We start from the raw sequence: 16,289 nt of genomic DNA, 5'->3' as shown, positions 1-16,289 counted from the left end.
AAATCGGACCTTTTACTAACTTTATTTACTTGAAATCTCTTGATCATTTTGAACGTCTAACGGAGGTCGTTTCCCTATTCCGAAAGCATAGAAACTAATTGTGACGATAGCTAAGAAAACAATACCTACAACTAATGAAATACGCGTATCATCGTTAAACCACATTCCGATTAATACCATAATTAAAAAGGCAATTGTCAAATAGTTTGTAACAGGAGCAAATGGCATTTTGAATGGATGATCTTTCATCTCTGCTCCCTTTTCTTTTCTAAAACGAATTTGACTAATTAAAATGACAAACCATGGCACCATACCTGGAAGTACACTCGCACTATATACATATACGAATAAGTTTTTTGGTGCAATATAACTTAAAACAACACCAACCGCTAAACCGACAATTACACCAACTGTACCGAATAAAGGTACACCGTTATTCGAGATCTTCGTAAAGTATTTCGGTGCTTGTCCATTTACACCTAGTGTATAAAGCATACGTCCAGCACTATAAATACCACTGTTACAACCAGACATTGCGGCTGTAATAACAACGAAGTTAATAAGTCCCGCAGCTGCCGTAATACCAACTTTCGCAAAAGTTGCTACGAACGGACTACCAATTGAACTTAATTGATCCCAAGGATAAACAGTTACAATAACGAAAATAGCACCAATATAGAAAATTAAAATACGCCAAATTGTACTTTGAATTGCTCTAGTAAGTGTCTTCTTCGGATCTTTCGCTTCACCAGCAGTAATCCCGATTAATTCCACACCTTGATACGCCCCAACTACAAGTGATAATGCAAAGAAAAATCCTGAAAAACCACCTGTGAAGAAACCGCCGTTTGCCCAAAGATTAGATATGCCGATTGCTTCTCCTCCATTCCCAATTCCGAAGAAAATGAGGCCGAATCCGGCAATAATCATTAATAAAATCGTAACGATTTTAATCATCGCAAACCAAAATTCAAATTCACCAAATGACTTAACCGAAATTAAGTTAGCCGCACCAAGAATAACCATCGCGATAATACCAGGTATCCAAGCGGGTAAATCCGGGAACCAATATTTCATATACGCTCCAACTGCGATAATCTCTGACATCCCAACAATAACCCACTGGAACCAGTTACTCCACGCTGTCATATAACCAGCTAACGGATGAATATATTTGTGACCAAATGTCGCAAATGAACCTGTGCTTGGCTCCATATACAACATTTCTCCCATGGCACGCATAATGAAGAAGATGAAAACACCTGCGATTGCATATGCAAGCATTACTGACGGACCTGTCCATTTAATCGTGCTGGCTGACCCCATAAACAAACCAACACCAATTGTTCCGCCTAAAGCAATCATTTGAATATGACGTGCTTCTAAACCTCGTTTCAATTCTTTGTTTGCCACTTCATTTCCCCCTCTTAGATGATTCATAGCCGCATTTAAAGTAAGATGGTGTACCCTAATTCCTGTTTGGCCCTGAAAATGATGAAACAAACGTCATTTTAGACTAACTTTAAAGCTATCCTAAAATCTCATTTTGCCTCTTATAAAATTTCCAAAACCCCTCATCTTCCTATTTTCTATAAAATTTAAAATTGCTCACTTCATATTAATTCATTTATCTGAAAAGTTCAATTATTTTTTCAGTAAATTATTATATATTAGTTTAATTAATTTTTAACTAAATTAACAATAAAATACATCTATTCAATATGATTCCGGTATAAATATTATTACAATATAAATAACCGAGGAGATCCTATCTACCTCGGTTTCATACTATATATACTTCACTATTTATAGTTTGTACTGTAATTGCTTACACATGCGATTAACGTATCACGCAGAAATTTAATATATTAGTAGAACTACAAAGTCACTAGCTTCTACATCTTTTATTTATCCCGTTCTCACAGCTGAAAATTCTCTTTCCCATCTCCTACTTTAAGAAAAATATAACCGCACTTAAAAAAATCAACAATACACCGGAAAGAGGAAAACTCTTCTCCTCAGCTTTTATCTTTTCCTCAATAATACCTTTAATTTTTGTCTTTATATCCTCTGGGCATTTTCTAAATAAAATATTAGTTGTATGTAATGGTCTATTCAATATTCGAATTTTAACAGGTGTTCCTGATAAATATATATTATTTTTATCCAAAGTAAATTCTATATTTGCTTCAGTAAGCCCTTCTTTCACTAATCTATTCACTCCGCTAGAAGGTAAATTAAACACTGTATAATCATTAAAAGCTAGCCCTCTAATATCGAAATGTGAGTATATAAGAATAAGAGTTATAAGCAACAAACATAGTATTAATATAGTTTTTGTTAACGAAAGTTGCTCTAATACGTAGGAAGATGTTGTCATATAAGCGCAAAAGAATGCCATTAAATTACAAAGATAGTGGTTTACAATGAAAGTTTTTCGTATAACTACTGTAAGTCCGGAAATGATTAGTAGAGCGCATGCTAAATTCATTAACATATTTTTACCCTCCCTAAAAACTATAACTATACAATTTTGTTGTATTTTAACATTAATTACATATTCATACACCTATAGTTATTTTCATAAAATATAAAAGAGTCTCATTAAAAAATGAGACTCTTTTATATTTTATATTTAAATCATTTTTGAAGTTTGTTTACCTAAAATAAACACTTTAGTAAATACCATCATGATAACTACTATAGCCAGAAAATAAAGCGGCATCACCATTAACGAGCCGGTATGAAGCTGACTCATTCCCCAAATTGTCATCGTTACAATTACATAGTAGCCTAAGCTAAACAATGCTCCAGCTGTACCAATGACATCTTGAAAATCTACTAATGCTAAACTTAAACAGTTAGGCAATGCTACCCCAATTCCTAATAGCAATATAAACATCGCTACTAAAAATCCAATCATATATATTATGTTTGGATTTGATCCAAATGAATTAATAACAGTTAAGAAGATAGCTCCCCCTGTCATTACAAGACAACCGATATATATAATTTTCTCTGGTTTATAAGTAGCAAGTAACCGCTTTGAAACTTTCGCCCCAATAATAGAAGCGGAAGCAACAACAATTCCTAGAAATCCGTACATACTAGGCGATAACTGAAAGTATTCAATAAAGATAAACGGCGCTTCTGCATAGTAGCTAAATAAAACACCATTTGCTCCTCCAATTAATAATCCATACGTTACTACTTTCGGATTTGTAATCAACCGTTTTAATACAGAAAATACATTTATTTTACCCGTTATTGCGTCCGTTTTTGTTTCCGGAAGCGAAACAAAAGTATAAAGCAAAATCCCGACACTCATAACAACTAAACTTAAAAATACTATTTTAAATCCAAACATTTGATCAAGAAAGCCCCCAATTAGTGGACCTATCGCTGGTGTAAAAGCAATGACTGCCGAAATTTGAGCAAACATAACATGACGTTTATGCCCCTCTACACTTTCACGAAGAATCGTTTGTGTCACAACTGAACCAGCACTTGCTCCAAATGCTTGAATAAAACGACTAAACAATAAAAATTCAATTGAATTTGCAATATAGCATAAGAAACTTCCAGCGCCATATACTACAATTCCAAATAACATTGCTGGGCGACGACCAATTATATCTGATAACCATCCAATAAAAAATACACCTAAAGCAAATCCAGCAAAATAAACACTAAGTGTTAACTGTACCTCATTATTACTTACGTGCAACGCCTTTGAAATGTCAGGTAAAGACGGTGTGTAAATCGTTTCACTAATTTGCGGAAATGCCACAAGAATAATCATTAACCAAAGTGATGGTACTGAGACTTTTTTCACTTTTAATACCCTCCTATAACTTTGAAAATCTCAGAAATGAATAGACTTTCCTTAGCTATGGAACAGGAGGGGCCATTATAGAAATTCGATCATAAAACAACAAAGAAAACACCTCAATTACGCATGTTAATACTTATAGGAGGGTAATATTAACATTGATTTTAAAATATAGTCTTTCAATTATATGATAGGTTGTGTTCGTTTTCTAGTGTTCATAATCTGAATATTTGTTAGTAGACGAACGTCCTTTCAATTCTCTTGGAAAATTAATACGATTTGAAAGTCGCAACTAAACAACTGAAACGCCCCTTCAATTGTTAAAATCATTCTCACAATTGAAGGGGCGTTTTTTTATTGCTACATTTTCACTGATTGTTCTTTTTGATAGATAATTTCACCATCAATAATTGTTGTTTCTACTTTTAAATCTTTAATTTGGTTTGGATTGACACTTAAAATGCTGTCATTTAATATAACTAAATCCGCCAACTTTCCGGCCTCTATGCTTCCTTTTATCTCTTCTTCAAAACTCGCATAAGCACCATTCCATGTGTACAGTTTAATAGCTTCCATTACGCTTATAGATTGATTAGCACCAACCTCTATTCCGGACTTAGTTTTTCTATTGACAGCAACATGAATTCCTAATAAAGGATTATAGTCAGTAACTGGTGCATCCGAACTACCTGCTGCAATGATGCCACGATCAATAAAATCACGAGCAGCGTACATGTGATTAACACGATCACCATAGTGCTCTACATATATCTCTCCGAATTCATATGGAAATGGAGGATTTGGAATAGGAATCATCTCGAGTTTTTTCATTCTCTCTTGTAAATCTGGTGAAGAAATTCCCGCATGCTCGATTCGATGACGGTGATTTTTTCTTGGTGATTCCTCTAGCGCCCTTTCTACACAATTCAAATACATTTCAATAGCTTTATCACCTTGTGCATGTACAGTGATTTGATAGCCTTTTTTATGCGCTTCACCTAAAACCTTATAGATTTCTTCCTCACTATAATAAAGAATGCCGTAATTGTTAGGGTCACTTGAATATGACTTACGGGTTGCAATTGTAGGCCCCGTGCTACTTCCATCTGTAAACAATTTAGCTGGTCCGACTTTGAATCTTTCATCCCCGGTACCAGTTACCACACCAGCCTCGACCATTTTATTAACAAATTCATGAGAGTTATTTATTTGACATATCATTGCATATATTCGGACACGAATATCCCTACTCTTCACAGCTCGTTGTAGTAAACGAAAACTCTCCGGTCCATCTCCACCTGCGTCATGTATACTTGTTATGCCAGCTGCAACGAAATGATCTGATGCAATTTTCACAGCCTTCATCATTTCACTTTCTGTATAACTTGCAACCTCGCTCATACTCATATTTGCTGCTTCAATTAACTTTCCTGTAAGCCTTCCTGCCTGATTCTTTTCAATAACTCCCCCATTCGTATCCGGTGTGTTCTCGTTAATTTGCGCAATTTCTAATGCTTTACTGTTCACCACGCTTATGTGGTGACAAGTACGAGTTATAATAATAGGGTGTTCAACTGAAATTTCATCGAGCTCAGTAATTGTTGGATAACGCTTTTCCTTCACAGCGGTTTCATTAAAGCCCCAAGCACGTATCCATTCACCTTTTGGCGTTTCTAAGGCCTTCTTTTTCAGATCATCTAATAAAGCATCGATAGAATCAATATGTTCAGCTTTACAACTGACAGCCAACTGATTTAGTCCATGAGAAATGATGTGAAGATGGGAATCAATGAATCCAGGAAGAATCGTTTTCCCTTGCAGGTCAATTACATCCGTATTTTCTCCTATAAAACTCTTAACCTCCTGATTTGAGCCAACAACTACGATATGATTATCTTTTATTGCTACAGCTTCGACTACTGTATTCTTTTGGTCTACTGTAATAACTTCTCCATTTATCAATACAACATCAGCTTTCATAAACTCAACCCTTTCGGAATTACTCTTTTCGAGTAATTCATTCAGTATTTAAAGTTACATCTCCTAATAGGCTCATCCGCTTTTTAACAAGATTTATCAATAATTAATTAAAGTTGAGCTAAAGTGAAACTTTAATCAGTGGGGGGGTTTTTGTTCATCCCCCACTGATTATTAGCCCTCACCAATCGGGCTTTTACGGGCAGTTGATCTCCCATCTAACTTCTTTGCTCCAGCCGCATTTTGAGGTGGGAGTTTTACTGCCCGTTAATGCGGGATAAACATTCTTTCATTGTTTTAACGATAAAAGTAAAGTCTTCCTCTGTGATGCTTAATGGAGGTGCAAGCTGCAAAATATTATTGTAACCTGCGACAGTGTCACCATTTTTACCAATAATTAGACCTTTTTCTTTACAAGCATTGATGACTTTGTTCATCTTTTCAATGGAAGCCGGTTCTTTTGTTTGCTTATCTTCCACTAGTTCAATGCCTAAAAGAAGGCCCTTTCCGCGAACATCCCCTACGTTTGGATGCTCTTTTACATCCTCTAGCTCATATAACAGTCGTTCACCCAATTCTTTGGAACGTTCAATGAGTTTCTCATTCTCCATAATTTCTAAATTCTTCAAAGCTAAAGCGCAAGCAGCAGGATTCCCTCCGAACGTATTTACATGGCGGAAGCGATCATAATCATCACTACCTACGAATGCCTCATAAACCTCTCGTCTAACTGCTGTTGCTGACAAAGGAAGATACGCACTTGTAATACCTTTTGCCATTGTAATGATATCTGGTTTGACGCCATAATTCATAAATCCAAATGGCTTCCCTGTTCGTCCAAATCCACATATAACTTCATCACAAATGAGCAACGCACCGTGCTTCTCGCAAATTTCTTTTACTTTTCCCATATATCCATCAGGAGGCATTAAAATTCCGCCCCCAGTAATGATTGGCTCCATAATCACACCGGCTACTGTTTGGCTTAACTCCCATGTCATGACACGATCGATTTCCTCAGCACTTGCCAGTGTATGAACATCCTCTGGATTTCGATACGTATCAGGCGGTGCTACATGCAGGAATCCTTGCCCGAGTGGTTCATATTTATACTTTCGCTGTGCTTGACCTGTTGCTGCAAGAGCTCCCATTGAGTTACCGTGATAAGCGCGGTAGCGGGAAATAAACTTATAGCGTCCATGATCACCTTTTTGTTGATGATATTGACGAGCAATTTTAAATGCTGTTTCATTCGCTTCCGATCCACTGTTAGAAAAGAAAATGACGTATTCATCATCAAGCCATTCATTCAATTTTTCTGCTAATTTAATAGCAGGAACATGACTTTGAGTCAGAGGGAAATACGGCATTTCTTCAAGCTGTTCAAACGCCGCTCTTGCAAGTTCTTTTCGACCATACCCAACATTCACGCACCAAAGACCGGACATACCGTCTAAATAACGGTTTCCATCAATATCCGTCACCCATGCCCCTTCTGCTTTTGTGATAATTAAATTCGTTGGACTAGGGGCTGCTCCTCTCATCGCATGCCAAAGGTACTTTTCATCTGTTTTTTTCAAACTTTGTGTTTGCTCCGTCGCTTGCACAATCACCAGCTCCATTCTATCTTTTTATGGTTTTACATCACGCTTTCAATAACGAGCCGTAAGCATTTTCTTGCGAGTATAGAATTCTACGCCATCTTTTCCATTTGCATGGAGATCACCATAGAAAGATTTCTTATAACCTGAGAACGGGAAGAATGCCATTGGAGCAGGAACTCCAAGATTAACCCCAAGCATACCTGCATCAATTTCTTCACGGAATTCACGAATAGCTTTCGCGCTATTTGTGTACAGACATGCACCATTTGCGAATGGCGATGCATTAGCAACATGAATCGCTTCCATCAAGTCTTTTACGCGTACAATAGAAAGAACCGGTGCGAAAATTTCATCTTGCCAGATTTTCATTTCCTGTGTCACATTGTCAAAAATCGTTGGGCCAACAAAATAACCTTGGCTGTTTGCTACATCGTCTTCACGTCCGTCACGAATAAGTGTCGCTCCCTGCTCTACACCGGATTGAATGTATCCGAGTGTCCGCTCTTTATGTCCTTCACGAATAACAGGACCAAGGAAAACACCTTCTTCCAGACCATTACCAATCGTAATTGCATTAGCCTCTTGAAGCAGTCTATTAACGAGCTCATCTGCAACGTCTTCTTCCACGACAACAACAGCCGCTGCCATGCATCGTTCACCAGCTGAACCGAAGGCAGCACTTGTAATTTCTTTCACTGTAGAACTAAGGTCCGCATCTTTTAATACGATCGAATGATTTTTTGCCCCTGCAAGAGCTTGTACACGTTTACCGTTAGCTGCTGCTGTTTTATATATATACCCAGCCACAGGTTGAGAACCAACGAAAGATACAGCTTTCACATCCTCATTGTCAAGAATGCCGTTAACGACGTCATGTGCACCATGCACAATATTTAGTACTCCATCTGGAAGACCTGCTTCTTTAAACAGTTCAGCTATGCGATTAGCCAATAGCGGTGTTCTTTCAGATGGTTTTAATACAAATGTATTCCCGCATGCAATCGCGAGTGGAAACATCCAGCATGGCACCATCATCGGAAAGTTAAATGGCGTTATTCCTGCGATTACTCCGATCGGATAACGATACATCCCTGATTCAACACCAGTAGCAATATCGGGAAGTTGCTCTCCCATCATTAAAGTGGGTGCGCCTGCGGCAAATTCAACACATTCAATCCCCCGCTGCACTTCACCGTATGCTTCCTTATAACTTTTTCCGTTTTCCAAGGTTACGAGTTTAGCTAACTCTTCCCAGTTTTCAATCAATAGCTGTTGATAGCGAAATAGAATCCGAGCACGCCGAGGCACAGCGACCTTTCTCCATGTTTTGAATGCTTCTTTCGCAGTTGCTACAGCTCTATCTAAATCTTCTTTAGTCGAAAGAGGCACACGAGCAATAATCTCTCCTGTTGCTGGATTTGGTACATCTTCCACTTGCTTACTTGTGGATTCTATCCATTGTCCGCCAATATAATTTTTCAACGTTTGTACATTTTTCATTACTACCATGGTGAAGCCTCCTATTTTAAGATAACCGTCCTATGTTATCGCCCCTAAAAAGAAAGCGCATTCATTTGACGGTATGTAAACTTATTTACATACATTTCTTCAACATTATTAATCTTATTCATTGAATACGCAGGAGCAGTCATCTGCTTAGCATTTGTCCACTCCCCAGTTCACATTATTTCAGATGGATCTCATGGTTCATCTTATAATTCTTTTTCAAAAATACTGGGCAATCCCATTCACAAACAAGGTCCTTAGCCAAGGAAACGATCCAGTCCTTTGTAATATGATACTTTTCCCCATCAACAGTAATAAACACTTCACCATCTGTCACATAGAAAACTTCCTGCTCTTCTACATGCCACGTTCCTTTATTCGGTTCGCCTACCCACGGTTCCCATGCGTTGGCACCTAGTTGCTCTGCTTCTTCTGCTGTAAGTTTTTTCGCAAAAAACATGACAATCCTCTCTCTTTCTCTTTCTTATTGGTAATTTTGAAGGAATAAGTCTATAAATCTACTGTCTTAACATTTGTATTTTTTAAACGTTTAAACTCTTTTTTCATAAAGTATATGGCAATGAGAACACCTGGAATTTCTGCAGCAGGAGCAGCGTACCATACACCTTCTACACCCCAGTATTTCGGGAAAATAAATAGAAACGGTAACATGAACAACAATATTTTGCTTACACTAATAAACGTTGCGGACCAGTTTCTCTCTTGCGATTCGAAATAACCGGAGATAAGCAGGCTAACTGCACTAAGCGTAAACAAACAATTGAATACAACTGTCGTCCAAATGCCCAGTTTTTGCAATTCAGGATTACCACCGGAAAAAAATGACACAATTGGATCTGCAAAAATGACTAGTATGGCTGTCACGATTACAAAGAAGGAAACTGTAAAAATGAGTCCCATCTTAATTGCTTGTTTCACACGATCAAGGTTGCCCGCACCGTAATTATAACTAATAATCGGTTGAAGCCCTGTCATCCCACCAAGCGCTGCTAGGGCGAGGAGATTTGTAATGTAACCGTTTTGAATCGTGAAAGCTGCAACGTGTAGACCACCACCGTAGCTTTGCAGTAAGTTGTTGGTGAAAATAATTGCAATAAACATCATGAACTGACTCGAGAAAGATGCAAAGCCCGTCCAAACCACTTCACCAATCTTCTTGAGATTAATCATCATATCTTTCATTTTTGGCTTAAGTTTTGTTTTACCAAACCAGAAATAAAAGATTAGGAGAACAGGAATCGATTGCGAAATCGTATTAGCCCATGAAGAACCCATCATCCCCATGTCATACTTCACTACCATAATCCATTCCATAGTCCCAGCAACAACCGCTGCGACTAACCAACTGTTCATTGATAATATAGGCTTTTCATCGATATTAGCTAAAATACTTAATACAACGGCCAATATCGTTAATGGCAACGAAATCCATAGCAGTCGGCTATATTGCACCGCATACGGAAGTGCTTCATCACTTGCTCCGAATAAAATCATAATATCATTTTCAAAGACCAACCCAAGTATAGCTAACAAAGAAGACAGGAAAAGAGTAAACCATAAAGTTTGTCCCATAATACTTCTAGCTTCTTCGATTTTCCCTTTCCCCAGTCGAAGTGAAATGACCGCTCCGGCTCCCACACCTAAAAGAACACCAATCATACGGGTAATAACCATGACCGTAAATCCAATTCCGATCCCTTCGACTTCCAGCTCCTGAAAACCACTGACGAAATAGCCATCAACAACCGATACAACTCCTAAAATTACGTTAGCCATAATTCCCGCCAAAGCAAACCGTAAATATAGTAACGGAATACTTTTGGTTCCTAGCACTGAATCATCCACCGGCTTATTCATTACTTCTGGTTGCTCTATTTTTGATGACGGACCGTTGTCCACTATTTTCATGAGCATATCCCCTTATAAATAATTTATATAGCACGTTTTGCTCAATTAATTCGCATACCACCCTACCGGATTTGCATGCTGGTGGATATTGATTTGCTTCGTTTCCATAAAGTGCTCCAGTCCGGCAACACCTAACGCTCTGCCGATGCCACTTTGCTTATACCCTCCCCAAGGACCTTCCACATAAGCGAGATGATAACTATTAATCCAAGTAATTCCCGCACGCAATTTACTAATGACACGTTTTGCCAGGTCCATATCTTCCGTAAATACAGCACCGGCTAATCCATAAATAGAATCATTCGCTTTTTGGATGGCATCTTCCTCATCTTTAAATTTCTGTACAACAAGGACTGGGCCAAAAATCTCTTCCTTCACAATACACATATTCTCATTTACATCAGCAAAGATTGTTGGTGCAATGAAAAACCCTCGGTCAAGCCCATTTTCTGTTAAGCGCTTACCACCACAAACTAATTTTGCACCTTCTTCGATTCCTCTCTGAATATAATGTAAAACTTCATTCATATGAAACTCGTTTGTGAGCGCTCCCATTTCAATATTCTCACTTTCCCCGTTGCCAACTACAATTTTGTTCGCACGCTCGGCCAATCTTTCAACAAACTTATCATAAATAGTCTCTTGTACAAGTAAACGAGATGCAGCTGAACAAACTTGCCCAGCGTTGTGGAAAATACCAAACATCGCATTATCGACTGCGGTTTCAAAATCCACATCGTCGAACACAATAAGTGGAGATTTACCACCTAGTTCAAGTGTGATTTTTTTCATATTGCCTGCAGCTGCGCGCATAATACTTTGACCTGTTTTTGTTCCACCAGTAAAGGCAATTTTGTCGACATCATGGCTCTCTGCAAGCTCATTCCCAACCTTTGAACCAGGTCCCAATACTAAGTTTGCTACTCCATCCGGAAGTCCAACCTCTTCGATAATTTCAAATAACTTGAATACGCTTACAGGAGTGACGTCAGCAGGCTTAATTACAATTGTATTCCCTGCGGCAAGTGCAGGAGCAATTTGCCAAACAGCTAACATAAGCGGGAAATTCCAAGGTACAATAAGTCCACAAACACCAATCGGTTCATGAATAATAATCGTTTCTGAAGCATCATCACGAGTGTAAGATTCCTTTTTCATACCTTTAATCAAGTCAGCATAATAGCGGAAGCATTGAATCGATACAGGAATATCTATATAGGTTGTTGCACGGATAACCTTACCGTTATTTGCAGTTTCCAAACGGGCAATTTCAGCTGTATTCTCTTCAAGACGGTCTGCAATCTTATATAGATAGTCAGCTCTTTCATCAGCCGATAAACCCGACCAGATCCCGCTATCAAACGCTTTACGAGCCGCCTTAATTGCTATCTTCGCATCATCTGCTGATCCATGAGCAGACGTTGCAATAACCTCTCCGGTTGCAGGATTGATAATGTTTCGTCTAGCACCCGATAATGCTTCTACCCATTTCCCGTCAATGAACATGTTAATTTTCATAAACACCTCTCCTTTACGCGATAATATCTACCAGTTTGAAACCAATATGTGCTATATTGACCAGCATCGTTTTCTGATTATAAAATGGGAATGATTTAAGGCGTTCTTTTTCAAATCGATATCCACCTGCACTCCCCGTAACGATCCATTGTGCCAATAACTTACCAAACAATGTCGAGAGAGACGCGCCATGTCCCGTATAACCCGTTGCAAAATATGCGCCTTCTTTGGATCTACCGATAACAGGGAACGTATCAATTGTAACCCCGATAAATCCACCCCACCTGTAATCAATCTTGCTTCCTTCTAGTTTTGGCATTATTTTAACCATGGCATCGTAAACATTTTGATAAACAGCATCACCTAAGTTTGGACGAATATCGCCACCGCCAAATATGATCCGATTATCTGGTGTACGCCTGAAATAGTAAAGGAAACTGCTTGTATCAAAAACCATGCGATCTTTAGGAATGACGCTATTCACTAGTGATTCTGGCAGCTGTTCAGTACCAATAATACGTGCCGAAATTGGCAGTACGCCTTTATTCAATTCAGCCATAATTTTTCCGGAGTAACCATCTGTAGCCACAATAATGTCTTTCGCTGTAACAGTACCTTTTTCTGTAATAACTTTCACACTATTTCGGCCGTACTCAATAGATAGTGCTTTCGAATGCTCAAAGATTTTTGCACCGATCGATTTAGCTGCTTCTCCCAAACCAATTGCATAGTTCAGTGGTTGGAACGAGTAACTCGAGTCGTCGACTAAGCAACCATAATATTGCGGGGAATCAATTTCTTGATGCAACTGACTTCGATTAAGCACGCTACATTCATATCCAAAATTTTTGTTTAAGTATTCGCTTTCAAGTTTCAACCCTTCAAAATGCTTGGCTTTGTAAGCCGCCACAATGTGACCTGTCTTTCTGAAGTTACAGTTGATTTGATGCTCGTCAATAATGTTTTTAACTAATTCAACACTAAGCAGAGAAAGATCGTTAAGCTGCCTCGCCTCTTCAGCACCATACTTCTTGGCAAGCTCCTGCATCGTTGACTTATAGCCTGGCAATACCATCCCGCCGTTGCGACCGCTTGCGCCATATCCGATTGTTTCCTGCTCAAGGACAATGACACTCTTCCCTAACTTTTGCAAATGATATGCAGAAGAAAGACCTGTGAAACCTGCGCCAATAATGACAACATCCGCCTCTTCATTTCCTTCAAGAGGTTTTCCTTTGTCATATCTGTTTGCAGTCGCTGTCCATAGTGAGAGTGTATCCATATGATCCATCTTATCCATAGCTAATCCTTCTCCTTTCGTGACATGTATGTTACAATACAGTCAAAAATATTCTTAATATTCAAACTTATTGAGTTAATAATATGACTTGGAGTTTCCTCCAAGTCAATAGCTATTTGAGAGTTTTTTGAATTCATTTTGCGAAAAAAGTGGAGTAACTCCACTTTTTTCATTGGGGGTACATCTATGAAAATTGGTACATTTGCGAAGCTTTTTCATGTTACGACTGATACTGTTCGTTATTACATTGAACTAGGATTATTAATACCAGACAAAAAAAACACTCAGTATCAAATGAACCAATTGTGTTTCGACGACATGACTTTTATTACTGAGCTGAAAAAATTTCATTTTTCATTGATAGAAATCCAACGAATTTTATCATATCGGCGTGTCACAAACTTCTCGGACCATGAGGATATCGACTACTACAACAACTCGCTCATTGATAAAAAGGACGAGCTAACCAAGAAAAAAGAAGACATATCAAAAGCTATCCAATTGATTGAAAAAGCGGTTCAAACTAGCTCGCCTTCATCCAAAGAAGAAAGTATTACAGGAATCCCGCTTGACTTTGTAAATTTTCTCTATTGTCCAAAATGCCGCATTCCACTTGAAATGAAAGATGTAACGATTAAAAAAGTCTACATTCACACGGGGAGTTTAACTTGTAGCTGTGGATACGAAGCAGCTATCGAGGAGGGTATTATCATTACCGCGAACTTGTACGAGACGTCTCCTTATCCATCTTATTTTTACGATAAAGAAACAATTAAAGAGATCAATCCCAAAATGATTAACTTATTTGAAAAAAGTAATTTTCGATTTCAAAAAGTTCTACAAAATATAGATTTGAAAAACAAATTAATTGTGGAAACAAACGTTGATGCTTTTGTATCACTACCCAAATATATCGATGTTCTTGAACCAAGCGCAAACTATGTATTCAGTGGCTATTCGCTTGCAATGCTCAAGAAGGTGAGAAATAGAATTGAGCGTATGAATCCGAAGCCACGCGTCCTTTATATTTTGAATTCAGATTTAAATCTACCATTGAAACCGCTTAGCATCGATGTTTTTGTGGATAGTTTTACAATAACTGATTTTTCACTGCTCAACCCAGAGTTCCCAAGTCATGTTCTAAAAAACTATTTACATAACAGTTCAACAATTGTCGGTGGATACTCGTATTATGATAACTCGGCCAAATCCTTGAAAAATATTTCAGCCTTATATCCAAATTCCCATGAGCATATTTTACATCCAAAATACTTAGAAGAAAATTTATCAGTTAACGGATTTCAAATCATGCAAAATGAAAATATCGGTTACTGTACAGATCCAGGACCTTATTTCGATTATCATGTAAGAGACGAAAAATTCCACATGCTCATGTATTTGGCTAATATGAAACAATAGCACAAAAAGCGCCATCACAAGTGACGGCGCTTTTTCTATGTAAGAGCTACTAGAAGGTACCCTTCTAGCCTACTCCCATTTATAAGTCCAAAACTGTTCAAGTTGCAGCCATTTTAATGTTGCTGCGTCTTTGTTTTTTATTTTTGCATGCGTTTCTTCTAGCATCGCTTCCGTTTGTGAACGATGCGCGCCTAGTGCAGCTAATTTATGTTCAAATACTTCACTAATATTATTTACAACATCCGGTTCACCGAGTACTGCTTCGCGATTTCTTGTAATCGCAACCGCATGAATGGCTGGACGTTCTTCTTTTGGCATACGTGATACAGCGCGAACTACAGCGCGGCCAAATGCATCATGATCCGGATGTACGCCGTGTTCTGGATAAAATGTAATAATTCGAGATGGATTTACTTCTTGAATAATCGCTTCGATTTTATCGGCAACAAAATCAACATCTTCAAATTCTAACGTTTTATCATGGAAACCGAGCATTCTTAAATCTTGAATCCCCATCGCTTCACATGCATCTTTTAATTCTTTTTCACGTATATTTGGAATCGTTTCACGGTTAGCGAATACGTTTTTCCCCATGTTACGTCCCATTTGTCCAAGAGTACCACATGCGTACGTTACAGGTACTCCTTGATCTGTTAATAAGCGAATTGTTCCTCCCGCAGCAAATGCTTCATCATCTGGATGCGGAAATACAACAAGTACATGTCTCTCCATAAGTTTCCCTCCTTCTTACTTAAATGGCGTTAAGCTTAGCTCAAGCGCTACCGCTAAGCGGCCTTGGTTATCATGCCCTGCTAGTAATAAACGCTCTTTATCGTCTACTTCCCAGTGCGTAATGCCTTCTGCATATACCCAGCCATGATCCATTTTCAAACCAACTCGGTATGGGTTTGTTCCAGTTATTTTCCCACGCTCAAAGCGAATAATTGCATTTCGAATGAATGCTCCTACTGTCATCATCTTTTCATTAAAGTGTGACGCATACGCTCCGTTTGTCGTTTCTAAATGAATATATACATCTTTATTTACAAAACGTTCGATTTCATTTTGAATAAGAGAACTATCTTTTACTATTTCCATCGGAATTCACCTCTTTAAACCATTTTACGCAAAAATAATGTAAATTGCTATCTCTATATTAGAGGACAACGCTCACTTTTCCTAATAATTTGCACTGTGTTTTTTT

Annotated in this window: 13 protein-coding genes; 1 reads left to right on the top strand and 12 read right to left on the bottom strand. The window is 38.2% G+C overall.

Annotated elements, in window-relative coordinates:
* Nucleotides 1–21 precede the first annotated feature (21 nt).
* The 10 genes from AC0IXC_RS00370 to AC0IXC_RS00325 all read right to left on the bottom strand — a co-directional run bounded on the left by AC0IXC_RS00370 (nucleotide 22) and on the right by AC0IXC_RS00325 (nucleotide 13,666).
* Nucleotides 22–1,413 carry an amino acid permease gene (locus tag AC0IXC_RS00370; RefSeq protein ID WP_002087622.1) on the bottom strand — a complete coding sequence of 464 codons (1,392 nt, stop codon included), beginning with the start codon at nucleotides 1,411–1,413 and terminating at the stop codon, nucleotides 22–24.
* Between the two features lie 535 nt (nucleotides 1,414–1,948).
* Nucleotides 1,949–2,497 carry a hypothetical protein gene (locus AC0IXC_RS00365; RefSeq protein WP_471652433.1) on the bottom strand — a complete coding sequence of 183 codons (549 nt, stop codon included), beginning with the start codon at nucleotides 2,495–2,497 and terminating at the stop codon, nucleotides 1,949–1,951.
* A gap of 138 nt (nucleotides 2,498–2,635) precedes the next feature.
* Entirely contained in the window at nucleotides 2,636–3,835 is a 1,200-nt protein-coding gene (locus tag AC0IXC_RS00360) for a multidrug effflux MFS transporter (protein ID WP_016100920.1), read from the bottom strand.
* 357 nt (nucleotides 3,836–4,192) lie between these two features.
* On the bottom strand, nucleotides 4,193–5,812 hold the full coding sequence (locus AC0IXC_RS00355; protein ID WP_002142586.1) for an amidohydrolase: 1,620 nt from the start codon (nucleotides 5,810–5,812) through the stop codon (nucleotides 4,193–4,195).
* Nucleotides 5,813–6,066: 254 nt separating this feature from the next.
* Nucleotides 6,067–7,431 carry an aspartate aminotransferase family protein gene (locus tag AC0IXC_RS00350; RefSeq protein ID WP_162014394.1) on the bottom strand — a complete coding sequence of 455 codons (1,365 nt, stop codon included), beginning with the start codon at nucleotides 7,429–7,431 and terminating at the stop codon, nucleotides 6,067–6,069.
* Nucleotides 7,432–7,461: 30 nt separating this feature from the next.
* Complete coding sequence (locus tag AC0IXC_RS00345) at nucleotides 7,462–8,922, bottom strand: CoA-acylating methylmalonate-semialdehyde dehydrogenase (RefSeq protein ID WP_471652432.1); 1,461 nt, start codon at nucleotides 8,920–8,922, stop codon at nucleotides 7,462–7,464.
* A 175-nt stretch (nucleotides 8,923–9,097) separates the two neighbouring features.
* Nucleotides 9,098–9,379 (bottom strand): cupin domain-containing protein, encoded by a 282-nt coding sequence (locus AC0IXC_RS00340; protein ID WP_033729945.1) that lies wholly within the window; start codon nucleotides 9,377–9,379, stop codon nucleotides 9,098–9,100.
* A 50-nt stretch (nucleotides 9,380–9,429) separates the two neighbouring features.
* Nucleotides 9,430–10,848, bottom strand: coding sequence for an MATE family efflux transporter (locus AC0IXC_RS00335; RefSeq protein WP_002142589.1), 1,419 nt, complete (start codon nucleotides 10,846–10,848; stop codon nucleotides 9,430–9,432).
* A gap of 45 nt (nucleotides 10,849–10,893) precedes the next feature.
* Nucleotides 10,894–12,366 carry an aldehyde dehydrogenase family protein gene (locus tag AC0IXC_RS00330; protein WP_002142592.1) on the bottom strand — a complete coding sequence of 491 codons (1,473 nt, stop codon included), beginning with the start codon at nucleotides 12,364–12,366 and terminating at the stop codon, nucleotides 10,894–10,896.
* Nucleotides 12,367–12,379: 13 nt separating this feature from the next.
* Nucleotides 12,380–13,666, bottom strand: coding sequence for an NAD(P)/FAD-dependent oxidoreductase (locus tag AC0IXC_RS00325; protein WP_002033464.1), 1,287 nt, complete (start codon nucleotides 13,664–13,666; stop codon nucleotides 12,380–12,382).
* Nucleotides 13,667–13,852: 186 nt separating this feature from the next.
* On the opposite strand from AC0IXC_RS00325, the gene AC0IXC_RS00320 reads away from it, so the two are divergent.
* Nucleotides 13,853–15,085, top strand: a complete 1,233-nt coding sequence (locus tag AC0IXC_RS00320; protein WP_471652431.1) for a MerR family transcriptional regulator — start codon at nucleotides 13,853–13,855, stop codon at nucleotides 15,083–15,085.
* A 69-nt stretch (nucleotides 15,086–15,154) separates the two neighbouring features.
* Here AC0IXC_RS00320 and bshB2 read toward each other — a convergent pair whose 3' ends face one another.
* Nucleotides 15,155–15,817: a bacillithiol biosynthesis deacetylase BshB2 gene (gene bshB2 / locus AC0IXC_RS00315; protein ID WP_000439465.1), complete on the bottom strand. Its 663-nt coding sequence runs from the start codon at nucleotides 15,815–15,817 to the stop codon at nucleotides 15,155–15,157.
* A 15-nt stretch (nucleotides 15,818–15,832) separates the two neighbouring features.
* A complete protein-coding gene (locus AC0IXC_RS00310) occupies nucleotides 15,833–16,183 on the bottom strand; it encodes a YojF family protein (RefSeq protein ID WP_000407039.1) in 351 nt (116 codons plus the stop codon).
* Between the last annotated feature and the right edge of the window lie 106 nt (nucleotides 16,184–16,289).

This window comes from Bacillus sp. AC266 (genome assembly GCF_979253805.1).
The sequence above is the reverse complement of the archived record's forward strand: the minus strand, read 5'-3'. Positions and strand labels throughout refer to the sequence as shown.